The 24,433-nt window shown below is 44.0% G+C and carries 20 protein-coding genes; 7 read left to right on the plus strand and 13 right to left on the minus strand.

Annotated elements, in window-relative coordinates; all coding sequences use genetic code 11:
• Nucleotide 1: 1 nt before the first annotated feature.
• The 10 genes from queE to dksA all read right to left on the minus strand — a co-directional run bounded on the left by queE (nt 2) and on the right by dksA (nt 10,059).
• Nucleotides 2-697 (minus strand): 7-carboxy-7-deazaguanine synthase QueE, encoded by a 696-nt coding sequence (queE, locus tag ACMUMQ_RS09640; RefSeq protein WP_414681776.1) that lies wholly within the window; start codon nt 695-697, stop codon nt 2-4.
• Complete coding sequence (gene queD, locus ACMUMQ_RS09645) at nt 694-1,050, minus strand: 6-carboxytetrahydropterin synthase QueD (protein WP_414681777.1); 357 nt, start codon at nt 1,048-1,050, stop codon at nt 694-696. The genes queE and queD overlap by 4 nt, the downstream gene beginning before the upstream one ends.
• Before the next feature lie 289 nt (nt 1,051-1,339).
• The gene (pgi, locus tag ACMUMQ_RS09650; protein ID WP_414681778.1) at nt 1,340-2,986 is read right to left on the minus strand and encodes a glucose-6-phosphate isomerase; all 1,647 of its coding nucleotides are present in this window, start codon (nt 2,984-2,986) and stop codon (nt 1,340-1,342) included.
• Between the two features lie 29 nt (nt 2,987-3,015).
• Entirely contained in the window at nt 3,016-3,867 is an 852-nt protein-coding gene (gene panC / locus ACMUMQ_RS09655; protein WP_414681779.1) for a pantoate--beta-alanine ligase, read from the minus strand.
• On the minus strand, nt 3,867-4,691 hold the full coding sequence (panB, locus tag ACMUMQ_RS09660; protein WP_414681780.1) for a 3-methyl-2-oxobutanoate hydroxymethyltransferase: 825 nt from the start codon (nt 4,689-4,691) through the stop codon (nt 3,867-3,869). Before panB ends, panC begins: the two co-directional genes overlap by 1 nt.
• A gap of 2 nt (nt 4,692-4,693) precedes the next feature.
• Nucleotides 4,694-5,176 (minus strand): 2-amino-4-hydroxy-6-hydroxymethyldihydropteridine diphosphokinase, encoded by a 483-nt coding sequence (gene folK, locus ACMUMQ_RS09665; protein ID WP_414681796.1) that lies wholly within the window; start codon nt 5,174-5,176, stop codon nt 4,694-4,696.
• A gap of 15 nt (nt 5,177-5,191) precedes the next feature.
• Nucleotides 5,192-6,643 carry a polynucleotide adenylyltransferase PcnB gene (gene pcnB, locus ACMUMQ_RS09670; RefSeq protein ID WP_414681781.1) on the minus strand — a complete coding sequence of 484 codons (1,452 nt, stop codon included), beginning with the start codon at nt 6,641-6,643 and terminating at the stop codon, nt 5,192-5,194.
• 559 nt (nt 6,644-7,202) lie between these two features.
• Complete coding sequence (locus tag ACMUMQ_RS09675; protein WP_414681782.1) at nt 7,203-8,591, minus strand: sigma-54-dependent transcriptional regulator; 1,389 nt, start codon at nt 8,589-8,591, stop codon at nt 7,203-7,205.
• A 126-nt stretch (nt 8,592-8,717) separates the two neighbouring features.
• Complete coding sequence (gene gluQRS, locus ACMUMQ_RS09680) at nt 8,718-9,620, minus strand: tRNA glutamyl-Q(34) synthetase GluQRS (protein ID WP_414681783.1); 903 nt, start codon at nt 9,618-9,620, stop codon at nt 8,718-8,720.
• A 4-nt stretch (nt 9,621-9,624) separates the two neighbouring features.
• Nucleotides 9,625-10,059, minus strand: coding sequence for an RNA polymerase-binding protein DksA (dksA, locus tag ACMUMQ_RS09685; RefSeq protein ID WP_347984124.1), 435 nt, complete (start codon nt 10,057-10,059; stop codon nt 9,625-9,627).
• 160 nt (nt 10,060-10,219) lie between these two features.
• Between dksA and ACMUMQ_RS09690 the strand changes: the two genes are divergently transcribed.
• On the plus strand, nt 10,220-11,386 hold the full coding sequence (locus ACMUMQ_RS09690) for an aminotransferase class I/II-fold pyridoxal phosphate-dependent enzyme (protein ID WP_414681784.1): 1,167 nt from the start codon (nt 10,220-10,222) through the stop codon (nt 11,384-11,386).
• Between the two features lie 50 nt (nt 11,387-11,436).
• On the opposite strand, the gene lptG is transcribed toward ACMUMQ_RS09690, so the two are convergent.
• A complete protein-coding gene (lptG, locus tag ACMUMQ_RS09695; protein ID WP_414681785.1) occupies nt 11,437-12,498 on the minus strand; it encodes an LPS export ABC transporter permease LptG in 1,062 nt (353 codons plus the stop codon).
• A 15-nt stretch (nt 12,499-12,513) separates the two neighbouring features.
• Complete coding sequence (gene lptF / locus ACMUMQ_RS09700; protein ID WP_414681786.1) at nt 12,514-13,629, minus strand: LPS export ABC transporter permease LptF; 1,116 nt, start codon at nt 13,627-13,629, stop codon at nt 12,514-12,516.
• Between the two features lie 121 nt (nt 13,630-13,750).
• On the opposite strand from lptF, the gene ACMUMQ_RS09705 reads away from it, so the two are divergent.
• The 4 genes from ACMUMQ_RS09705 (at nt 13,751) to ACMUMQ_RS09720 (ending at nt 19,022) form a co-directional block, all read left to right on the plus strand.
• Nucleotides 13,751-15,211, plus strand: a complete 1,461-nt coding sequence (locus ACMUMQ_RS09705) for a leucyl aminopeptidase (protein WP_414681787.1) — start codon at nt 13,751-13,753, stop codon at nt 15,209-15,211.
• 240 nt (nt 15,212-15,451) lie between these two features.
• On the plus strand, nt 15,452-15,778 hold the full coding sequence (locus ACMUMQ_RS09710; protein ID WP_414681788.1) for a hypothetical protein: 327 nt from the start codon (nt 15,452-15,454) through the stop codon (nt 15,776-15,778).
• Nucleotides 15,779-15,903: 125 nt separating this feature from the next.
• Entirely contained in the window at nt 15,904-18,687 is a 2,784-nt protein-coding gene (locus tag ACMUMQ_RS09715) for a valine--tRNA ligase (RefSeq protein ID WP_414681789.1), read from the plus strand.
• Between the two features lie 77 nt (nt 18,688-18,764).
• Entirely contained in the window at nt 18,765-19,022 is a 258-nt protein-coding gene (locus tag ACMUMQ_RS09720; RefSeq protein WP_414681790.1) for a cold-shock protein, read from the plus strand.
• Here the strand turns inward: ACMUMQ_RS09720 and ACMUMQ_RS09725 are convergent, their stop codons facing one another.
• Entirely contained in the window at nt 19,023-19,445 is a 423-nt protein-coding gene (locus ACMUMQ_RS09725) for a CBS domain-containing protein (protein ID WP_414681792.1), read from the minus strand.
• Nucleotides 19,446-19,556: 111 nt separating this feature from the next.
• Here ACMUMQ_RS09725 and tadA point away from each other — a divergent pair, with 111 nt between their 5' ends.
• Both tadA and purL read left to right on the plus strand, forming a co-directional pair.
• Nucleotides 19,557-20,045 carry a tRNA adenosine(34) deaminase TadA gene (tadA, locus tag ACMUMQ_RS09730; protein ID WP_414681793.1) on the plus strand — a complete coding sequence of 163 codons (489 nt, stop codon included), beginning with the start codon at nt 19,557-19,559 and terminating at the stop codon, nt 20,043-20,045.
• A gap of 116 nt (nt 20,046-20,161) precedes the next feature.
• A complete protein-coding gene (purL, locus tag ACMUMQ_RS09735; RefSeq protein WP_414681794.1) occupies nt 20,162-24,061 on the plus strand; it encodes a phosphoribosylformylglycinamidine synthase in 3,900 nt (1,299 codons plus the stop codon).
• The last annotated feature ends 372 nt before the right edge of the window (nt 24,062-24,433 follow it).

Raw genomic sequence — 24,433 nt, forward strand, 5'->3', positions numbered from 1 at the left:
CTTAAACGCCTTTTTCATTGCCCCATAAATACACATGAAGTTGTGGTAAAACGGTGGCATCGAACCAACCACGCTGAATGACCTCATCGATTAAATTCAGCGTTTTCGATGTCAGAGTGTCTATGCTTGGTGAGCCTTCTAACTCAAGGTTACAAGGCTGAAGATACAGTGGAAGGCTTGGGTATAAGGTTTTGATTTCTTCCGCCCAGATTAAATCCTTCTCGTCCGCAATGACGATCTTTAAGGTTTTATCTGCATTTCCTGCTTGCTCTAAAGCGATATCAAAACGCATTTTATCGAACTTCATTTTGCTGGAAGGCGGCTTTGGGCTGAGCGTAAGGTAATCGAGCTCAGCAAACCAAGCGGCACTGACACTGCCTTGGGTTTCCATGGCAAAGGTATAACCTTTCTCTTTCCCTAGTGAAATCAGCTCTGATAAATCTTGAATGGCTGGATTCCCGCCAGACAAGGTCACCAAAATAGGTTTGCCACCGCTTAATACTTCGACTTGATTGAAAACATCTTCAGCAGACATGTCTATCCAATCGTTCTTGTATTTTTTATCTACCGCATGAAGTGTGTCGCACCAACTGCAACGATAATCGCAACCACCGGTTCGCACGAACACCGTTGGCGTACCAATGAGCGACCCTTCGCCTTGTATGGTTGGGCCGAATATTTCTGAAATGGCAATCATGGTCGATACTCCGCCCATGTTTTTGGGGTTTCAGAAACGCTTACCGCACTGACTTCTGGCCAGCGGCTTTTACTCCAGTGGTACAAATGTTTAGCCAAACGCTCAGCGGTGGTGTTCTCAGCGCCAAGCACATCATTTAGATGACGATGGTCGAGTTCTTCGTCGATATAGACTTTAAAGTCAGCCAGTTCACGATAGTCTCTAACAAATCCGGTACTGTTCAATGTATCGGAAGCAAGCTCTATGATGACTTCATAATTATGACCATGCAGACGACTGCAAGGGTGAGAATCGGGCAAGCCCTGCAATTGGTGCGAGGCAGAAAATTGAAAGGATTTACGAATACGAAACATAATGCATTGTCCTAGTGATTAATAACAATGCAGCACTCATCCCCTAAAAAATTAGGTTCGTGTTTTTTACCTGGTGCTACGACAGGGCCAATAAAGGCGCGCGTAGTATACACGCACTTGCGTGTCTTCCATAGAGTGACGAAGGTTTGGTTATGTAGCATGAGCCGAATAGAGTGTTTATTCGGCTCATAAAAGCGGTATATCTTGAGCCGAATAATGAGAGTGTGGAGATAAATAAAAACACCAGCCGAGGCTGGTGTTTTTAGTTCAGTGCTAGAAAGCGAGTTGTTTAAGACTGTGCTTTCTTAAAGGCTTGGATCAAAGCTTGAGTTGAGGCATCCAGTGCGCTGTTGTCGCTGTCGCTAACAAGGCGGTTGAAGATGTCTGTTCCCAGTACTTTACCCAGTTCCACGCCCCATTGGTCAAATGAGTTGATTCCCCAGATTGTGCCTTGTACAAAGGTACGATGCTCGTAAAGGGCGATCAGGGCACCAACGGTTTCTGGTGTCATTTTGTCCGTCAGTAGGGTGTTGCTTGGGCGGTTGCCTTTGATGACTTTGTGAGGCGCGATGGCTTCTACTTGGTCATCCGATGCGCCAGCATCACGTAGTTCTTGTTTTGCTTGTTCAAGTGTTTTACCAACCATAAGTGCTTGTGATTGGCTTAGGCAGTTTGCAAACAATTGTGCGTGATGATCACCAATTGGATTATGGCTTGCCAACGGTGCAATGAAATCCACAGGCACAAGGCGTGTGCCTTGATGTAAAAGCTGGTGGTAAGCGTGTTGGCCGTTTGTGCCAGCGCCGCCCCAGATGATTGGGCCTGTGTCGGTTGCTACGCCATCGCCATTTAATAAATTCGCTTTACCGTTACTTTCCATGTCGAGCTGCTGAATGTGAGCAGGCATGGCGCGTAGGTAATGATCGTAAGGAATTAAGGCGTGAGTTTGCGCGTTGTGGAAATTGATATACCACACGCCAAGTGCGCCCATGATGGCAGGTAGGTTTTCTTCAAATGGCGCTGTACGGAAATGCTCATCCATTTGGTGTGCACCATCGAGCAGTGCGTAGAAGTTGTCCATGCCAACCGCAATGGCAATCGGTAAGCCAATGGCTGACCAAAGCGAGTAACGACCGCCAACCCAATCCCACATTGGGAAGATGTTTTCTTCTGCCATGCCGAAATCGACGGCTTTCTTCACGTTCGAGCTCACTGCAGCGAAGTGTTTACTTACAGTCTCTTGAGTGCCGCCGTTTGCTAGGAACCAGTCACGCGCTGCGTTAGCGTTTGAAAGCGTTTCAAGTGTGCCAAAGGTTTTCGATGCTACAACGAAAAGCGTGGTTTCTGGGTTCATTTGTTTGAGCTTGCCAGTGATGTCAGAACCATCAATGTTCGCCACAAAATGCACTTTCACCTGTTCTTGGGCGTAAGGTGTTAAGGCTTCTGCCACTACTTTAGGGCCAAGGTAAGAGCCGCCGATGCCGATGGAAACCACGTCGGTGATGTTTTTGCCTGTGTAGCCTTTCCATTCGCCACTGTGAAGCTGGGCAACAAAATCTCCCATTTGCTTTAGAGTCGAGCGAACTTCTTCTAATACATTGACGCCATCTACCATGAGCGAATCTTGAGCTTGGCTGGCGCGTAGTGCGATGTGCAATACTGAGCGGTCTTCGGTGTTGTTGATGTGAGCGCCGCTGAACATGCCTTTGATGGCTTCTTCCAGTCCAGCTTCTTTAGCTAGGTCTGTTAGCAAAGACAATGTTGTATCGTTTGCGCGGTTTTTGGCGTAATCCAGAGTCCAACCAGCCGCTTGAACTGTGTATTTTTGAGCGCGTGTTGAGTCCGCTGCAAACAAGGATGACATATCAACAGAGTGCATTTCTTGTTGATGGTCTGACAGCTTTTTCCAAGCTGTTAATTCTGTCGGTGAGTGCATTGCATTCTCCCTTGGTCGTAAAGTGAATGTTAGGCTAATTCAAGGCGCAGGTTATCAATTAAACGTGCGCTGCCTAGGTATGCCGCAGCCAAAATGACTAGGCTCTTCTCTTCTTCTGACGGTGTTTGTAAATTATCTTGTGCGCGTATTTCAAAATAATCACGACGGAAACCAGCCGCTTCAAGCTTCTGTTGAGCTTGTTCGCGAATGTCCTCGTGACTCGCACTGTTTGTCATGAGCTGATCTTTTGCCCACAACAAGGTTTGGTACATTGCAGGTGCAATGCGCCTTTCTTCTTCTGTTAAATAGCCATTGCGTGAACTCATGGCTAAGCCATCTTCGTTGCGCGCTGTGTCTACTCCGATGACGCGAACGTTGGAGCTTAAATCGCGCACCATGTCTTCAATAACTTTTAGTTGTTGAAAGTCTTTGTTGCCAAATATGGCACAGTCTGGCTGAACAATGTTAAACAATTTTGTCACAACCGTGGAAACACCAACAAAATGTCCTGGACGCGATGCACCACATAGAATATCAGACAAGCCAACGACTTCAATTTGAGTTTGGCTGCGTTTGCCATCTGGGTACATTTCTAGCGCATCGGGTGCGAATAAGTAATGGCAGCCGTTTGCTTCCAGTAGCTTTTGATCTTCCGCCAATGTTTTTGGGTAACGCTCCAAGTCTTCGTTGGCAGAAAACTGCATTGGGTTGACGAAAATAGACGACACAATGACGTCGCCTTCTTCTGTTGCTCGACGAATCAAAGACATGTGGCCGTCGTGCAAGTTCCCCATTGTTGGTACAAAGACAATGCTTTTATCTTGTAAGCGTTCTTTTTTTAATGCGGCTCTTAGCTCGGCAACGGTATGGAATGTTTGCATTATTTGAATCCGTGTTCAGGGCCAGGGAAAGTCATGTCTTTGACTTCTTTAATGTAGGCTTCAAAAGCTTCTGTGATGTTGCGGCCGTCGGTTAAAAAGTTTTTTACAAATTTCGGAATGTGACCTAAGTTGAGGCCAATCATATCTTGCAGTACCAATACTTGGCCGTCTGTATGCGGGCCAGCGCCAATGCCAATGGTCGGAATTGGAACGGCTTCGGTGAGGGTTTTACCCAGTTCGGTTGGGATGCATTCGTAAAGCAAAATATCGGCACCTGCTTCAACAAGTGCTAAAGATTCTTCCAAAATCAAATCAGCGGCTTCTTGGCTTTTGCCTTGTACTTTGTAGCCGCCAAATTTATGTACAGACTGAGGTGTTAAGCCCAAATGTGCGCAAACTGGAATGCCGCGTTGGCTGAGTAAGCGAACAGTATCCGCTAACCAACTACCACCTTCCAGTTTTACCATGCTCGCACCGGCTTGCATTAACTTGGCTGCGTTATCCAAGGCCTGTTCTGGTTTGCTGTAGCTCATGAACGACATGTCGCTCAATATAAAGGCATTGGTATTGCCTCGTTTTACCGCAGCTGTGTGGTAGCACATATCTTCGATGGTGACAGGTAGAGTACTGTCTCGGCCTTGGATTACCATGCCTAATGAATCGCCGACTAAAATTGTGTCTACGCCAGCGACATTAAGTACGCTGGTGAAAGAGGAATCATAAGAAGTCACACAGGTGATTTTTTCTTTATCTTCCTTCATTTTTTTTAGGGTTGATAAAGTCACAGGTTTAGTGTGTTTGCTTTTTGCATTGTCTGAGTACATAGCTAGTCTTCTTTAATAAGAACCAAGTCGCTGGTATCAAGTTGTTGTAATTGCTCTGTAACGGTATTGCCATTGCCTAAGCGCATCTCTGGAGCAAGGTCGTTAAGTGGTTTTATAACGAAGCCTCGATCTAGCATGTGAGGGTGCGGCACAGTAAGGCGAGGAATTTGTATTTCCTCTGCACCATACAATAGCAGATCTAAATCCAGGGTGCGTGGTCCCCAATGACGTTCTCTTACCCGGCGTTGTGCTTGTTCGATACTTTGCAATAAATCGAGTAAAGCAATAGGGCTAAGCTCTGTGCTAAAGGTTGCGACAGCGTTGATGTAATCCGGTTGATCCTGTGGGCCAACGGGCTTGCTGCTATAGATAGGTGAGACACGAAAAGCGTGTACGCTATCATGACTTTGTAGCGTCTCAATGGCTTGTTTAATTTGCGCAACTGGATTTTCAAGATTGCTGCCGAGGCCAATATAAGCTTGTATCACAGCGTCGTCCTCTTATTCGCTAGCAGCTTCACTTGTTGTATTGGTGTTTTTGTTAGCGGGTCCGTTGCTTTTTCTACGACGACGAGGGCGGCGTTTTTTAGGGCCTTCTTTGTCGTTGCTACGAGCGTCAATGCTTTTGATTAATTCACGCTGTTTGCTTTCAGTTGCGTGTTGGAATGCTTCCCACCAATCACCTAAGCCATTAAGTTGAGTGCCACTCATTTCTCGGATAAGTAAGAAATCAAATCCGGCACGGAAACGAGGGTGATCAAGTAATACGAAAGCACGTTTGCCGTAGCGTTTTGGTAGGCGGAACTGCATATCCCAAATTTCTCTCATTGGTGTAGAGAAACGACGTGGGATTGCTGTTGAAGCAACCTGATTATCGAGCACCATGTTAGCGGCTTGGTGTAGCGCTGGCGTTGTCGGCATACCTTGCGCTTCAAATTCTTCGTGGCGTAAGGTAACGCTCGGCCAAAGTAGAATTGCGTATAAGAAATACGGCGCAGTGGTTTTATCGTTTTGAATGCGATTGTCGGTATTTTTTAAACCTTGCAAGATGAAGGCTTCTGGATCGATATCATCTCGCTTCCAGCCGCTTTGCAGTAAAGCGTCAGTATCTGGAAACAAATAACGGAACAATCCGTATTGGCGCAATAGGGCAAAAGTTTCTATGCCGTTGCCGCTGCCTAGTAGCTTTAAGACTTCTTCAAAAAGGCGAGCTGGTGGAATATGGTCCAACAAATGCGCCATTTCTTTAATTGGCGCTGCTGTTGATGCTTCTATTTCGAATCCTAGCTTACCAGCAAAACGAATGGCTCGTAGCATGCGCACAGGATCTTCTTGATAGCGCTGTCTAGGATCGCCAATGATGCGGATTTTTTTGTCTTCGATGTCTTTTAGTCCACCGCAGAAATCGTGGATGCTGAAATCTTGAACATTGTAATAAAGGGCGTTGAAAGTGAAGTCGCGTCGTTCGGCGTCTTCTTCAATGCTGCCATAAACATTATCGCGTAACACAATGCCGTGAGTTGAGCGGGCAGAGTCTTTACCTTTCAAGGAAGTTTGTGGCGTGCTTTCTTTGTCGTCTTGAGCTGTGTTGGCTCTAAAAGTAGATACTTCGATAATCTCTCGGCCGAAGGTTACGTGGACGAGTTTAAAGCGACGGCCGATCAGCCTAGAGTTTGAAAAGGTTGCGTGAACTTCTTCTGGCGTGGCGTTTGTTACTACGTCGAAATCTTTTGTTTTCGCGCCAATGATATGGTCTCGAATGCAGCCACCAACAAGGTATGCGTCATAACCTGCTTTATTTAAGCGATATAGTACTTTGACCGCATTCGGGCTTAAGTCTTGGCGAGATAAGCTGTGCTGGTCGCGAGGAATAACAATAGGGTATGACTGTGTCTTGGATGAAGATAACAGTGAGGTAGCTTTGTGTACCAGAGATTTTAATCCTGTAAGCATTAGACAACAAATTTTAAAGTTAACGAAAATGTATATTCTACACGTGATGTTGTGAAGTTACACGGATAAAGGGCTGATTTAATGTAATTCGATGTGTAGATTGAGGTGTTGTTGAAGCGAGAGGCGATTTACTAAAGTAGTAAATAAAATAATCGCTTTGGATACATGAAGATACTAGTTCCGAAAACAAAGTTAGTGCTGCTTTTGCAGTTCTACTTCTGTATTATTTTTATTTTTGCATTGTTTTCATTGCCCTAAGGCTTGAATATCTAAAAAAATCAATTATCCAAAGCGATTTTCCATCCACGACCTCAATTTTTTATTTTTGTTTGAAGAGGTCATGGTGTTCTTATATTTTATTTTTATTTTTAAGAACTTACATACGACGACTAACTTATTTTTATTCTTTGTCAATCTTCTTATCGTTGTGTCATGTATAAGGCATTTGTTGTGCCAAAAATAATAAGGTGCTGATTTTATTGTGTTTTATGAAAGTACTGTACACTTTTTTTACAATATTGGTTTTTGTTTTTGGGTATTTTAGTATCAAGTGTTACCTTTATTCTGTTACTTTTCTGGGTATTGTCAGTTTTTGGCGTCTTTCCCATAAGCTTTTTCTTGATATGCCCAAAGAATGTGCAAGTTGGGTTTCTGTCATCTTGTGTTGGTGCGTAAGGACGAAATGCTTTAGATAATCGTCCAGTGTTGTGCCCTTCTGAGAGGTGGTATTTGATTCTAAAGTGTTGTCTATATTGTTTGGTCTATTTTGCTGAGCGGCCAGTTTTAAGTTGGCTGCTTCCACTCTTTCTGGCGGGCTTAAAATAACGGCTCTTTCTATGGCATTTTCAAGTTCTCGCACATTTCCAGGCCAGTGATGCGACCGAATCGCTTTGTCGAATGCTTGGTTGTAGTGGTAGGTGGGTTTGCTGTGTTTCTGACAGGCTTTTTCTAGTAAGGCTTTCGCGATCATGGATATGTCGTCTCCGCGTTCTCTCAGAGGGGGGAGGAGTAATTCCATAACGTATAAGCGGTAATATAAATCTTCTCGAAACAGGCCTTTTTTGACCATGTCGAATAGGTCTCTGTGCGTCGCTGCGATCAGTCGAATGCTGACTTTTTTGTACTCTGTTGCACCGACTCGTCGAACTTCGCCTTCTTGTAAAACTCTCAATAATCTTGCTTGTGCTTCTAGGGGTAATTCGCCTATTTCATCAAGAAAAAGTGTGCCTTTGTCTGCGGTTTTTATTAAACCGTCATGGGCGGCTGTGGCGCCTGTAAATGCTCCTTTTTCATGGCCAAACAGCTCTGATTCTATTAGGTTTTCTGGGATTGCTGCGCAGTTGATGCTGACAATCTGATTGTGCTTTCTGAGACTGGCATTATGAATAGCTTTGGCTACCAATTCTTTACCTGTTCCAGACTCTCCGCGGATGAGTGTTGTGGCATCGGTTACAGCGATTTTTTTAATGTCTTTGAAGAGGTCTAGCATTGGAGGGCATTGTCCAATGATACCGCTGTTTGGTGTTCCTAGGGGGAGTGAATCTTCCGTATGAGAGCTTGTGTTAGAGAAAAGAACTGGGGTGGTTTGTTCTATGGTTTCTTTTTGTTCAAGCGCATCAACCACATGCTTGAGTAGTGTTTCTGGGTCTGTTGGTAAGGGAAGGTAATAAGCTGCCCCTTGTGACATATTGTATGTGCCTGTGCTTAGGCTGGGCCTAGCGTCTAAGATGATATGGCGAGGTGTTTTTGGAAGTTCTGCTTCGTTGCTATTTAAGTGGTCGATGATTTCTTGATCAACCAGTAAAAGATCGAATTCGCTGATTTCATAATATTTATCTACTTGCTCAAGTGATGTGCCTGAGTTTACTTGAAAGCCATATCTTGATAGCCATTTTTCAGATTCTTTGAGTGGCGAGTGATCTGGGCAAATAATCATTATGCTGTGCATGAAGTGTCACCTCTTGTAACTGATGTAACCATTATACACACGTAATTAAAAAGTGGTCGAGTTGGTGTGTCTCGCATTAGATGAGGGTGAGTAAAGGTTTTCTGAAGCTAAATCTTCAAGTGAGAATTAAGAGATGAAGTGCTGATCTTGTTCTTCGAGAGGTAGATATTTGATGTTGCGCAGTTTGTTTGGCTCCCAAGCGTCTATTGCTAGCTGTAAGGCTTCTTTGATTGACTGCGGCGAGCTTAGATTGATTTTTAAATAATGGAGTGCTCGTAGGAGTGTTGGAAGATCGCCATCTTTAATCGGTTTTGCGTGGTTTTGCTTGCTGATCTTTTCGCCTGTTTTATTGGTTATGAGTGGAATATGGCAAATGTTCGGTGGCGTCCACTCAAATAGGTCGTACAAATAGAGTTGCTGTGCTGTGGTTTCGATCAAGTCAGCGCCTCTTACGAGGTGTGTGATTTCTTGTAGGTGATCATCTACGACAACAGCAAGTTGGTAAGAGAAATAGCCATCTTTTCTTTTAAGGATAGGTGCGTTGTTTTTCAAATCATCGACAAAACTTAAGTTTCCCTGAATGGGGTCCTCGTATTCATAGATTACATCGCTGGTCTTTAAGCGCCAGGAGTGAGGTTGGTTTGTCGTGCTTTTGCAAATGCTCGGGTGGAGTCCATTGCTTTGAGCAAGAGATTGCCGTGTGCAGTTGCATGGAAAAACGAGTTGTTTGCTTTTTAAATTGGAGAGTTGTTGCTCATATATTTGAGTGTGGTTGCTCTGCGTTCTGATGTCTTTGTCAGAAAAAAGGTTGTAGCTGTAGAGGGTGTTGAGGATCTGGCTCGCAAAGCTTTCTTTGCAGCGAGTGCCATCGACATCTTCGATGCGGATAAGCCAGTCACCTTGGTGTTTCTTTGCATCCAAATAGCTCGCTAATGCGCTGACTAGGGAGCCAAAATGGAGTGGGCCGGTTGGCGAAGGTGCAAAACGGCCTCGATACTTGATCGACAGTGAGCGGAGATCGTTAGGCACTAATTTAGCCGCCGATTTGTCTCTCTTTAATCTCAGCCAATGTTTTGCAGTCGATGCACATAGTTGCTGTTGGGCGAGCTTCTAAACGGCGAATGCCGATTTCGATGCCACACTCATCGCAGAAACCGTAGTCATCGGCGTCAATGCGTTCCATTGTCTGAGTGATTTTCTTCACCAGTTTACGTTCACGATCACGAGCACGAAGTTCTAGGCTGAACTCCTCTTCTTGACTGGCTCTGTCGTTAGGATCAGCGTAGTTTACTGCCTCTTCTTTGAGGTGGTGAACCGTGCGATCAACCTCTTCCATCAGATTTTGCTTCCAGTTGAATAGAATGCTTTTAAAGTGCGCCAACTGGTTCTCGTTCATGTATTCTTCGCCGTCCTTAGCAACATAAGGGGTGAAGTCTTTCATTAATGAATCAGGGTTCATTTCTGGCATAGCATTGCCTCACTTCGCAGGTGTCCCTTGTGGTAACCTGTAAACTAATAAGATTAGGTGGTTTAATTTTCGGCCGGAAACTTACCAGATAATTTCACCGTAAACCACTATTTTTTACGCAAACGTCTATGAAAAGTTTAAAAAAGGTAGAGAGTGCTTGATGAAAAAGCATAAATTAGCGGCACGAGTTGATGACATTGCACCGTTTCAGGTAATGGCTATTTTGGAGCGAGCGAAGGCGCTCATGGCGCAAGGGGAAGATGTTATTCATCTTGAAATTGGTGAGCCAGATTTTGTCGCGGTAGAAGACGTTAGTCGAGCGGGTATTCAGGCGATCGAAGCGGGTAAAACAGGTTATACCTCGGCGACAGGCTTGCCAGAGTTAAAAAAGGCAATTAGTCAGGATTATGCCAATCGCTATCAAGTTGATGTGGCGCCAGAAAGAATTATTGTGACGCCGGGCGCCTCAGGAGCCTTATTATTAATGGCGTCTTTAGTGGTGGATGCTGGTGATGAGGTTTTAATGCCTGACCCTTGTTATCCCTGTAATCGACATTTTCTTGTTCAAGTAGGGGCGACTGCCAAGCTCATTGAGACTGACGTTGAGCATGGATTCGAGATGGATTTGGCTAGCTTGCCATCAAACTGGAGTGATAAGACGGCAGGGTTGTGGTTAGCGTCGCCATCTAATCCAACAGGAGCGGTGCTGAGTAAAGAGTACATAGCGAATGCTTGGGAGGCTGTGCAGAAGCAGGGCGGTCATTTGTTGATTGATGAAATCTACCAAGGGCTTGTTTACGAAGGTGAAGATTTTTCAGCGCTATCAATTAATGACAATATTTTTGTTATTAATAGTTTTTCAAAATATTTTGCGATGACAGGGTGGCGTTTAGGTTGGTTGGTTGTGCCTGAATGGGCGATAGAGGGGGCGACTAAGTTGGCGCAGAATCTATTTATTTCTGCTCCAAGTGTTTCTCAATATGCTGCCATTGAGGCTTTTTCTCCTGCTGTACTTAGCGAGTGCGAAGAGCGTCGAAAAATATTAAATGCACGTAGATTGGTTTTGCTGGAAGGGTTGAAAAACATTGGTTTGCCAGTCGTTGCACCAGCGCATGGTGCTTTTTATGTCTATGTAGATGTTTCCTCCATTACCGAGAATGCAATGGAATGGTGTCTGGCTTTATTGGAAAGTGAAAAAGTGGCTTTAACCCCGGGAGCCGATTTTGGGGTTAAAGATGCTCATAAATACGTTCGTTTTGCTTACGCTTGCGATGAGCAGCGGCTAGAAGAAGCCTTGAGTAGAATCGCTCGCTTCATAAAAAGTTAGCTGTTTTACGTTATCGGTTTACGTGGGAGGTTGAGTGTCTTTGGCGAAACTCAACCTCTTCGTCTGATTAAAATAACGCCAGCCAAAAGACAGATCAGAATGGGAATGCTCACACCAAAAACAGGTGGAAAGTCGACAGCAACACTCATCCGACCAAATAAGTTTAATCCGTTCTGAAATGCAATTCCTATTAATACGCCAGAGAATACTCGCCCGCCCATAGTGGATGATCTTAATGGCCCAAAGACGCTTGATAAGGCCACAAGAACCAAAGCAAGAGAGGCTAAAGGTCGTAACGCTGTCATCCAAAACTGTAACTCGTATTGGGATGAGTCGAGCTTTTGTAGGCTAAGGTATTTTTGGTAGCTTATTAGTTGGCTTAAGGACAAGGCCTCTGGGTCTTGAGAGGCCAAAAATAAATGTTCTGGTTGTATGTTTATTGTCCAAGTGTTTTGAGAAAGGTTTTTTGAATCAATATGATCAGGATAGAAGGTCGTCTCCATAACGCTATTGAGCTGCCAGGTGGAGTCTTCTATATGTTGAGCGCTTTCGGCGGTAATAATGTGGCTGAGCTGCTGCTCATTGGGTGAGAAAATTTGTACGCCATAGAGCTTGCCTTCACTGTCTGCTGCATCTATATAAACAAAGTTATTGTCTGCTTTTAGCCAAACACCACCGCTTAGTGAAAACTCACCACTTTTTTGGTCTTCAACTTTTGTAATTAAATTGGCCTTTTGTTCTGCAGCGGGTGCTACAAACTCAGAAATACCTATCCCTAGCAATGAGATGAAAAGAATGGGTTGGCATGCGGAGAGGCCGATTCGCCAGATAGGCATTCCTGCCGCTCTCATGACGGTTAATTCTGATGTGGAAGCAAGCGAACCTAGGCCAATAAGAGTGCCAATTAAAGAGGCGATTGGAATGTATTCTGAGAATTTTCCAGGTAAGCGTAGGGTCATTACTTGGAGTAAAGATTGAATGGTATAGCTTTCATTTACTTTTTTGATTTGTTCGATAAATGTGATGGTGAAATCTAAACCAAGCAGCACTAAAGACACTATTAAAAAAGACCATAAAACACTGTTGGCGATGTATTTATCTATTTTATTCATAAGTGCTTTTGCTCGTTAGCTTTGCTTTAGTTGGCTTGTTGGTGCTTTTCTGCGACGTGCAAATACTTGGTTGTATTGCATGAAAAGTGCAGCCGCTATAATGGTAAAGACGCCATGTATCCACCATAAGCCTAAATGAGTAGGAATGCGGCCTTTCTCTATCCCGGTTCGACCCCAAATAAGCATGGCGATGTAAAAGATCATAAGAAGAATGGCGGGAAGCATTTTAAAAAAGCGTCCTTGGCGAGGATTTACCTGACTCAGGGAAAGTCCAATAATGGCTAGTACTGGAATCATTATAACGAGAGAAATTCGCCACTGGAGTTCTGCTTGATCTAAGGTTTTTGGACTTTTTATGAGCTCAGTAAGGCTTTTTGTGTGGGGTTTATCAATAATTCCTGTAGAGCTATTTTCCATTCGAACAGCGTAAGTATCAAATTGGGTCACTCGGTAATTCGCTGTGCCTGGTTTGCCTTCGTATCGAGTGCCATCTTTAAATACAAGATAGCTTTGGTTGTTTTCAGCGGGAACGGAAATTTGTTCAACATAAGCGGCAAGAGTTTGTACCAGTGTATTGCCGCCTTGTTTGCGAACAATATCTGAAAGAAAAACTTGGTTTATCCAGCCTTCATCAGGGGTGAAACTTTCTGCGTAGATGGTTTTTTGTCCATTGCCTTCAAAGCGGCCAGGTATTAATAAGTCGAAAGAAGAGAGTTGGCTTTGCTCTTGTGATGCTTCCTCGGCTTTGTATTCGCTGTACGGTGCAATCCAGAAATTAATGCTGCCACTTATTGTGGCTACAATCATGGCTATGCCCAGAGTGTAACCTGCCAGTTTCATTTTGCTGATGCCACTGGAAAAGAGGACTGACATTTCATTTTCTATGTACAAACGACCAAAAGCGAGTAATAGAGACAGAAAGAAAGCTAGTGGTAGTACCATTTGTATGAAGCTTGGAATATGGTAGCCAAGGATGATAAATAAGAACTCAAAGGTCATTTTACCTTCGGTTATGCGGCTTAAGTAGGAAGAAAAGCGGCTGCCTAGCGTCACAAGTAATAAAATAAGGGTGACGCCAGCGGTTGACACAAGTACTTCTTTCGCTAAGTATCTGAATAGTCTCAAAGTCACCTCTGGATGAATGCTGCTTTTTGAACGTAGAGTTGATTACATATCTAAAGCCCCCATTATCTCGTGGTAAGAAGGACATTATCCAGTTTTTTTTGAAAGTTATTTTTTTGAGGAATTTTCCATGAATATGGCGTTATTTGATCGCTTATCTACTGCTCAAGCGGATTTGCTTGTGGTGTTTGTCCCTAGTGAAGGTGATTTTTCTGAATCGACTTCTTGGGTAGATGAAAATTCTGCAGGGCAAATTTCCCAGCTGCGAGCGACAGGTGTTTTTAAAGGTGGTGTGGCGCAAACACTATTAATGCCTAGTGTCTCTCAAGACTTTGCTCAGGCTGTTTTGTTGGTTGGTATTGGTAAAGATGCTCAATTGAGCGATATGCAGGCGCGTAAAATAGTGGCGGCTGTTGCAGCGCAAATCAAAGGTTTACCTTACGCGAAGGTTGCGGTTGCTAATGGCTCATTGAATTTGAAGAATCGTTCACAAGCGGATGTAGTCGCATTAGTGGCGCAATGGCTGAATGAAGGTTTTTATAACTTCTTAGGCTTTAAAAAAGATGATTCAGAAAAAGCGACCAAAGTTGAGTCTTTGCTCATTGAAGGCGATGACGAAGCGGCTTTAGCCATAGGTACAGCAACGGCAAGTGGTTCGGCATTTGCTCGTCAGCTTGGCAACTTGCCAGGAAATGTATGTACTCCAAGCTATCTTGCGTCGAAAGCTCAGCAATTATCAGAAGAATACAGCATTGATGTTGATTTGCTGGATGAAACCAAAATGGATGAGTTAGGCATGCATTGTCTATTGTCTGTAGGTCGTGGCAGTGATCAACCAAGTTACTTAATCGTGATGCATTATCGTGGTAGTGAGCAAGATGAAGCGCCTCACGTATTATTAGGTAAAGGCATTACCTTTGACACAGGTGGTATTTCATTGAAGCCAGGCGCGAAAATGGATGAAATGAAATATGACATGTGTGGTGCGGCAAGCGTTTTCGGTACCATGAAAGCCATTTGTGAATTGAAGCCAAAACTAAACTTTACGGCTGTTATCGCTGCTGCTGAAAATATGCCAAGCAGTCGCGCGACCAAACCAGGCGATATTGTGAAAACTATGTCTGGTCAAACAGTTGAAATCCTTAATACCGATGCGGAAGGTCGTTTGGTGTTGTGTGATGCCTTGTCTTACATTGAGCGTTTCAAGCCGAAATCTGTTGTAGATATTGCAACCTTAACCGGTGCCTGTGTTGTTGCTCTTGGTAGCGTGAATTCAGGTATGTATGCCAATAACGATGATTTGGCTACAGAGTTGAAAGAAGCAAGCCAAGTAGCAGCAGACAAAATCTGGCAAATGCCGTTGGATGAAGAATACCAACAACAATTGGACAGTAATTTTGCAGACATCGCCAATATCGGTGGTCCTGAAGCGGGTTCTGTCACCGCAGCTTGTTTCTTGTCTCGTTTTACAGGTTCTTATCCTTGGGCGCATTTGGATATTGCGGGTACGGCGTGGACTGGCGGCGCAAGTAAAGGTGCGAGTGGTCGCCCTGTTGCTTTATTGACTCGTTACCTGTTGGCGAAAGCATAAGCTAAAAACCAATGGTGGATGAATGAAAAGCAGTGGTGATTTTTTACCGCTGCTTTTTTGTATGTAAAAGCGAGTGCTATCAAGGTTTTATTTTTCTATTCGGCTTGCTTGTTGATCGGGTAAAGTGGGTGAGGGTGGACTTTTAAGTGCTGCAATGCGAAAGTTGAAAAGATAAATAATGGGATGAGCCGCTTGATGTGCTCAGCTGTCGAATTTTGTTTTTAAATATTGGTTTACCTTATGTCAGATGTCGCCACTCAAAAGAACGAAGTTTTTGAACCAGATGAAGATACATTGATTTCAGCCTTGAGAAATCAAGATGATATTCCAATTTTGATGGATGTTGTTGCAGAGCAAGTGGCTGCGTGTGCTAGCCAAGAAGACCATTTGGCACAGACGCTCGATGGCTTGAATAGTGAAGAAGTGGAAGAAGTTCCTGTTGCAGACTTTTCGCAAGAGCTGATTGCTAAAACCATTGCGGGTGTTCTTGAAAAACGCTTGCCTGAATTGGTTTCTGAAGTGATGGAAACCTTGTATTCCTCGAGCAGTACTTACAAAAAAGATTAATCTTCTGTGTTTTGCGCACGGTTGATACGTTTAATAGTACGCATGTTATTTTTTATCTTGCTCCAACAAGCTATAATTCCGCAAAATCAAATTGACCGCTACATAAAGAGCTATAAGACACCATAATGGAAAAAACCTACCAACCTCAGAGCATTGAACAACCTATTTATAAACGTTGGGAAGAAGGTGGATACTTTTCACCTCAAGGCAACGGCACGCCTTTCTCTATCATGATTCCACCGCCTAACGTGACTGGCAGTCTGCATATGGGGCACGCTTTTCAGCATACCTTGATGGATGCCATGATTCGTCGTGAGCGTATGAAAGGCAGCCGAACATTATGGCAACCAGGCAGTGATCATGCAGGTATCGCAACGCAAATGGTGGTAGAGCGCCAATTGGCTGCACAGAATGTCACTCGCCATGACCTCGGTCGTGAGAAATTTCTAGAAAAAGTGTGGGAATGGAAAGGTGAGTCTGGCGGTACGATCTCTGATCAAATGCGCGTCTTAGGGGATTCTGTTGCCTGGGATAAAGAGCGCTTCACTATGGATCCTGGTATGTCTGCGGCGGTTCAAGAAGTGTTTGTTCGCTTGTTTGATGAAGGCATTATTTACCGTGGTCAGCGTTTGGTGAACTGGGATCCTGTTTTACATACGGCTATTTCGGATCTAGAAGTTATTTCAGAAGAAGAAAATGGCTTTATGTGGTACTTCCGTTACCCATTAGCAGATGGCGCGAAAACGGAAGACGGTAAAGATTACATTGTGGTTGCCACCACGCGCCCTGAAACCATGTTTGGTGATGCGGCGGTTGCTGTTGCGCCGGATGATGAGCGCTTTACGGCATTGGTTGGTAAAGAAATTGAGTTGCCATTGGTTGGTCGTCGAATTCCAATCGTAGCAGACGAATACGTCGATAAAGAATTTGGTACAGGTTGTGTGAAGATCACGCCGGCTCATGATTTCAATGACTATGAGGTGGGTAAGCGTCATGACATGCCATTGATTAATATTTTGACGGACGATGCGGCGATTAATAATGTCGCTCCAGAAAAATATCGTGGTATGGATCGTTTTGAGGCTCGTAAAGCGGTTGTTGCGGACTTTGATGCTTTAGGTTTGCTTGAAAAAGTGGCGGATCATAAGTTGAAAGTGCCTCGTGGTGAACGTGGTAATACTGTCATTGAGCCTTATTTAACCAATCAATGGTACGTTGCCGTTGAAACCTTAGCGAAGCCAGCGATCGAAGCGGTTGAAAATGGCGATATCCAGTTTGTTCCTAAACAATGGGAAAACACCTACTTTGCTTGGATGCGTGACTTACAAGACTGGTGTATTTCTCGTCAGCTTTGGTGGGGGCATCAGATCCCAGCTTGGTACGACGCTGATGGCAAGTTCTATGTGGGTAAAGACGAGGCAGAAGTTCGAGTTAAATATAACTTGGCAGCAGATCTTGAGCTAACACAAGATGAAGATGTATTAGATACTTGGTTTTCGTCTGCGCTTTGGACTTTTGCAACACAAGGTTGGCCAGAAGAAACACAAGATTTTGCTGAATTCAGTGAATCGGATGTCTTGGTGACAGGGTTCGATATTATTTTCTTCTGGGTGGCCAGAATGATTATGATGACGCTTAAATTCACCAATAAAGTGCCATTTAAAACAGTCTATATTACAGGTCTTATCCGTGATGAACGTGGCGATAAAATGTCGAAATCGAAAGGCAATGTTATTGATCCTTTGGATTTGATTAACGGTATTGATATCGACTCACTTGTGGCGAAGCGAACCTATGGAATGATGCAGCCGCGTTTGGCTGAAAAAGTTGAAAAGAATACTCGCGAGACTTACCCAGAAGGTATTCAAGCTTATGGAACAGATGCTTTGCGTTTCACGCTGTGTTCTTTGGCTTCTGGTGGTCGTGATATTAAATTCGATCTTAATCGCTTAGAAGGTTACCGTAATTTCTGTAATAAAATCTGGAATGCAACCCGTTATGTGTTGATGAACACAGAAGATCAAGATTGCGGACAAAGTGATGCGGATGTTGAGTTATCTCTTGCCGACAAGTGGATTATCTCTCGTTTGCAGCATGCAGAAGAAGCGGTAAATCATGCTTTTGAAACTCATCGTTACGATCTAGCTTCACAAGCTTTGTATGAGTTTATGTGGCACGAATACTGTGATTGGTATTTGGAGTTGTCTAAGCCGGTTCTTTGGGATGAAAATGCAACAGCGGCTCAATTGACTGGAACGCGTCGCACTCTAGTGCGTGTTCTAGAAGCTTTCTTACGTCTAGCTCACCCTATGATGCCATTCTTAACCGAAGAAATTTGGCAGCGCGTTGCGCCATTGGCTGGCGTAAGTGGTGACACTGTGATGATGGCGCAATATCCAGAAGCTGAAGAGAGCAAAAAAGACGCTCAAGCGGAAGCGGATGTTGATTGGTTAAAAGGCGTCATCGAAGGTGTTCGTAATATTCGAGGTGAAATGAATATTTCTCCTTCTAAGCCTTTGACTGTGCTGTTCCGTAATGGCTCAGAGCAAGATAAATTACGTCTTGATGCGAACCTAACTTTCTTACAAACATTGGCGAAGCTAGACACAGTGACTTGGTTGGAAGTGGGTGATGAAGCGCCTATGTCTGCGACAGCACTGGTTGGTGACATGGAAGTGTTGGTGCCAATGGCTGGTTTGATTGATAAAGACGCCGAGTTGGCTCGATTACAGAAAGAAATCGATAAGGCATCAAAAGAATTGCAGCGCATACAAGGCAAACTATCGAATGAAAGCTTTGTGGCGAAAGCGCCAGCAGCCGTTGTTGAGAAAGAGCGTGCTAAATGTGACGACTTACAGTTAACGGTTAGCAAGCTTGAAGAGCAAAAAATCAGTATAGAATCTTTGTAAAATAGACAAAGGCGGGTTGTCATATCGACGACTCGCCTTGCGCTTACTTTAATAAAAATAAAAAAGAGGCGAAGGTAATGGAACGATTAACTGGAAAAGTTAAGTGGTTTAATGACGCTAAAGGTGTTGGTTTCATCAAAAGAGAAGAAGAGAGTGATGTCTTTGTACATTACAAATCTATCGTTCGTGATGGACATAAAACACTTCGAAAAGGCCAAACGGTGAGTTTTATCTTGTCCGATACGGACTTTGGGATTCAAGCTCTTGATGTTCATATAGAGACAGAAGCGCAACTTGTCGCTCCTAGCTCCAATGAACATTTGGCGAGTGCTTAGTTAGGCGGATTCCTTGAGCATCTTGTTGGCCAGTTTTACGAAATCAACAGGTGTGAGTATGCCGACAAGTTTGTCATCTTGAATGACTGGCAAGCACCCATATTTGTTTTCGATGAAGAATTCTGCTGCGGCACTTAACTTCATGTCTGGGCTGACAGTTAATATGTCTTTGTTCATAGCATTGGCGATAGGTGTTTGTTGTTCTTTTTTGGACATTTGTTGGGTGCCAAACTGACTGACCAAATGAAAGGCATGACGTAGATATTCTCGTTGTGTCAACATGCCAACACATACCTCCTGATCGTTGAGAACAGGAATGTTTCTGATGTTTTTTCCATGCATCAACTCTTTGGCTTTCGCTAAGGAGTCATTTTCTTTTAAAGTAATTAAGTTTTTCGACATTAAGTCTGCCACTGTTTGCATGAATTCAATCTCCTTGTGTTTATTATCTTGTTGAACTGAGTGTAGAGCGGTTTGTGCATGAAAGGCAATTATGTATTTAAAGCAATGTTGGCGCTTTGAGGTGGATCAATAATGAAAGATCAAGAATGGATGGAAAGAGCGCTTGAGTTGGCGGGCAAGGCTGCAGGAGAAAATGAGATCCCAGTTGGTGCGATTGTTGTATTAGATGGGGAAGTGATAGGCGAAGGTTATAATTCTCCGATTTCATTGTGTGATCCGACTGCTCATGCTGAAATTCAAGCCATTCGAGCCGCTTGTAAAAAGGTGAATAATTATCGTCTGCCCGGCGCTACTTTGTATGTGACTTTAGAGCCTTGTTCTATGTGCGCAGGTGCCATTGTTCATGCTCGTATTGGTCGAGTGGTCTATGCGGCAACTGAGCCTAAAAGTGGTGTTGTTGAAAGCCAAGGGCAGTTTTTTGAAGCGCCATTTCTTAACCATCAGGTCAAGGTTGATAAGGGGGTATTGGGTGAAATTGCCTCTTCTCAGTTGACTCAATTCTTCCAATATCGTCGCGAACAAAAAAAGAAGTTGAAAGAATTAGCGAAAAAATCACTTTGAGCGTTTTTTTCGCTAATTTTATGTAGAAATTTCATACTCTACTGGCCTCTATTTGCCTCATTGATTTAAAATACCGCATCATTTCCCCAAAACTACCAAGTGAGGCAAGACTCAACATGCTAACTCTGCATGGTTCCGCTGCGCTATCAGCGTTTCGCAAGGCCAAGTTATTAGCCAATATGCAAGCATCTGTTACTACTGTGACGGATGTCGACGCTCAATTTCTCCATTTTGTGGAGTTGGTTGATAATCAAACCCTTACCGTTGAACAGGACGCTGTTTTACAACGCGCTTTGGCATACGGCCCTAAAACCTCCCAAGTCAGTTCATCTGATCAAAGTGTTCTTGTTGTTCCACGTTTAGGAACCATTTCACCTTGGTCATCGAAAGCAACCGATATTCTTCATAATTGTGGTTTAGACAACATATCTCGCGTTGAGCGTGGTGTGGAGTATTTTATTCACAGTTTACAGCCTTTGACGGCAGAAGAGTTGGATTTGTTGTCTGCCATGCTGCATGACCGTATGACTGAAAGCGTGCTTCCGGCATTAAGCGACGCAATCAGTATGTTCTCTCATGCAGAGCCCGCTCCGATGACGAGTGTTGATGTATTAAATGGCGGTCGTGAAGCTTTGGTTGAGGCAAACCAAACGCTAGGACTTGCATTAGCTGAAGATGAAATTGATTACTTGGTTGAGTCTTTTGTTGAATTGGGTCGCAATCCTATTGATGTTGAGTTGATGATGTTTGCGCAGGCGAACTCAGAGCATTGTCGTCATAAAATTTTTAATGCCTCTTGGACGATTGATGGCGAAGAGCAAGAGCGTTCTTTGTTTAAGATGATCAAGAATACCCATGAACATAACCCTGATGGCACTCTGTCTGCGTATAAAGACAACGCGGCGGTTATGGAGGGTCATTTTGCTGGGCGCTTTTTCCCAGCTCCGGGAACGGGCGAATACGATTTTAGTCAAGAGAATATAGACATCTTGATGAAGGTGGAAACTCACAACCACCCAACGGCTATTTCTCCTTTCTCTGGTGCGGCAACTGGCTCTGGTGGCGAAATCCGTGATGAAGGTGCGACTGGAGTGGGCTCTAAACCAAAAGCAGGTTTAAGTGGCTATACCGTATCAGACTTGAAAATTCCTGGTTTTGAACAGCCTTGGGAAAGCCAATATGGCAAACCTTCTCGTATTGTGACGCCTTTGGATATCATGATTGAAGGACCAATTGGTGGTGCGGCATTTAACAACGAATTTGGTCGTCCGAATTTACTTGGGTATTTCCGTACTTATGAACAGAAAATTCAAGGTGCTTCTAAAGAGGAAGTACGCGGTTATCATAAACCAATCATGTTGGCTGGTGGCTTAGGTAACATTCGCCGTGATCACGTTGAGAAAAACGACATTAAAGTAGATGACAAGCTCATCGTGCTTGGTGGGCCTGCTATGTTGATTGGTCTGGGCGGTGGAGCGGCGTCTTCCATGGCGTCAGCCGATGGTAATGAAGATTTAGATTTTGCTTCGGTGCAACGTGGTAATCCAGAAATGGAACGTCGTTGCCAAGAAGTAATCGACCGCTGTTGGCAATTAGGTGATAAGAACCCAATTAACTTTATTCATGATGTGGGTGCTGGTGGTTTATCTAATGCTTTACCAGAATTGGTAAAAGATGGAGAGCGCGGTGGTAACTTTGATTTACGTAAGGTTCTAAATGACGAGCCGGGTATGTCACCGTTAGAGATTTGGTGTAATGAGTCTCAAGAACGTTATGTGATGGCGGTTTCTCCAGATCGCATTGAAGAATTTACAGCAATCTGTGAACGTGAGCGTTGCCCATTTGCAATTGTTGGTGAAGCAAAAGAAGAGCTTCATTTAGAAGTAGCGGATCCGCACTTTGATAATAAGCCAGTGGATCTGCCAATGTCTGTGCTATTTGGTAAACCACCAAAAATGCATCGTGAAGCAACCAAATCCATCATTAAAGGTGATGACTTTACCGCAATGAGCGTTGATTTAGCGGATGCGGCGAAGCGCGTTTTAAGTTTGCCTACTGTTGCTAGCAAAAACTTCCTAATCACTATCGGTGATAGAACGATTACTGGCATGGTCGCTCGTGATCAGATGGTTGGTCCTTGGCAGGTTCCTGTTGCGGATGTGGCTGTGACGACTTCCTCATTAGACAGTTATGCTGGTGAAGCAATGACCATGGGTGAACGCACACCTGTTGCTTTATTGGATGCGCCTGCGTCTGGTCGTATGGCCGTTGGTGAAGCGTTGACGAACTTGGCGGCTGCACAAATCACTAAGCGTAATCACATTAAGCTTTCTGCAAACTGGATGGCTGCGGCGGGACATGAAGGGGAAGACGAAAAGCTGTACCAAACTGTAAAAGCAGTTGGTATGGAATTATGTCCAGCATTGGATATTGCCATTCCAGTGGGTAAAGACTCCATGTCAATGAAGACTGTCTGGAAAGAAGAGGGCGAAGAAAAAGCCGTTACTTCTCCATTGTCTTTAGTGATTACGGCATTTGCTCCTGTAGCGGATGCTCGTAAAACTTTAACACCAGAATTACAGAACAAAGCAGATACTCGACTATTGTTGATTGATTTGGGTGCTGGTAAAAACCGCCTTGGTGGATCTGTTATCGCTCAGGTGTATAACAAATTGGGTCAGCAGGCTCCAGATGTGGATGATGCATCAGCTTTGGCTGGGTTCTTTGATACCACTCAAGCACTTAATGCCGAAGGTAAGTTGCTTGCTTATCATGATCGTTCAGATGGCGGTGTATTTGCGACTTTAGTTGAAATGTCATTTGCCAGCCACTTGGGCTTAAATGTTGAACTGGATGCGATTGTGACCGCTGCTGATCAAGTTGCGCCTGCATTATTCAATGAAGAATTAGGTGCTGTGGTTCAGGTGAATGAATCGGATGTGGCGGATATTGTTGCGGCTTATGCCAAAGTCGGTGTTGCTGTATCTCCAATTGCAACGCTTTCTGGTGATGATGATATCTCTATAAGCTACGCTGGCAATCTTGTTCTTAAAGAGAGTCGTGTTAACTGGCAGAGAGTTTGGTCTGAAACGAGTTATCGTGTTCAGGCTTTGCGTGATAACCCAGAATCGGCTCAGCAAGAATTTGATAACTTGTTGGATGTTAATGATCCTGGTCTGTCTGCTTCTTTGACATTTGATCTTAATGAAGATGTGGCAGCGCCTTATATTGCAAAAGGTGAGAGACCGAAGATTGCTGTATTGCGTGAGCAAGGTGTTAATGGTCAAGTGGAAATGGCGGCCGCTTTCCATAAAGCTGGTTTTACTCCTGTCGATGTTCACATGAGCGATATTCTTTCTGGTCGTATTTCACTTAGTGAATTCAACGGTTTAGTTGCTTGTGGCGGTTTCTCTTACGGTGACGTATTGGGAGCGGGTGAAGGTTGGGCGAAATCCATTTTGTTTAATCCGATTGCTCGTGATCAATTTGAAACTTTCTTTAAGCGCGAAGATACATTCTCACTTGGTGTGTGTAATGGTTGTCAGATGCTGTCGAATCTTCGTGAATTGATTCCAGGTGCAGACCATTGGCCTAAATTTGTTCGTAATGAATCGGCGCAGTTTGAAGGGCGTTTGGTTCAGGTGGAAGTGCAAAAATCGAATTCGATCCTGCTTGCTGGCATGGAAGGGTCTCGTATGCCAATTGCCGTGGCTCATGGTGAAGGGCAAACAGAATACCGTAATGAAGCGGATCTGGCTGAATTGGTGTCTTCTGCTCAGGTTGCTCTGCGTTATGTAGATAACTATGGTCAAGCCACTGAGCGTTATCCACTGAACCCAAATGGTTCTGCAGAAGGTGTGACAGGCTTAACATCGTTAGATGGTCGAGTGACTATTATGATGCCTCATCCAGAGCGTGTGTATCGAACTGTTCAGCATAGTTGGCACCCGAGTGATTGGGAAGAACAAGCGCCTTGGTTGCGTCTATTCCAAAATGCGAGAAAATGGCTTGGTTAGTTCTTTAGCATAAGCTATTAAGGCTAAAAGCCCTGTTACTTAACTGTAGCAGGGCTTTTTCGTTTTGGTTTGATCAAAAAACACTCTAAAAAGGGTGTTTTTGTTTGTTATGTGAACAAAAAGGGTTGGTTGTTAAATTAATCGTCTTTTTTGTCAGAAAAGGGTTGCACAAAATCTGTAGATCCTTAATATACGCCCTCGCTGACACGGACAGGGCTTAGCATCTTAATTAAGTTTAAGAGGTTGAGTGGCTTAAGTGTAACGGCAACGCTCTTTAAAATAGATAATCAGATAATTTGTGTGGGCGCTCGCTGGAGACTTCAGAAGATTGGCTGCTAACTTTTAGTTAGTAAGTTGATCAAAAAAATTGAA

It is taken from the genome of Marinomonas algae (genome assembly GCF_047525555.1).
Classification (GTDB): Bacteria; Pseudomonadota; Gammaproteobacteria; order Pseudomonadales; family Marinomonadaceae; genus Marinomonas.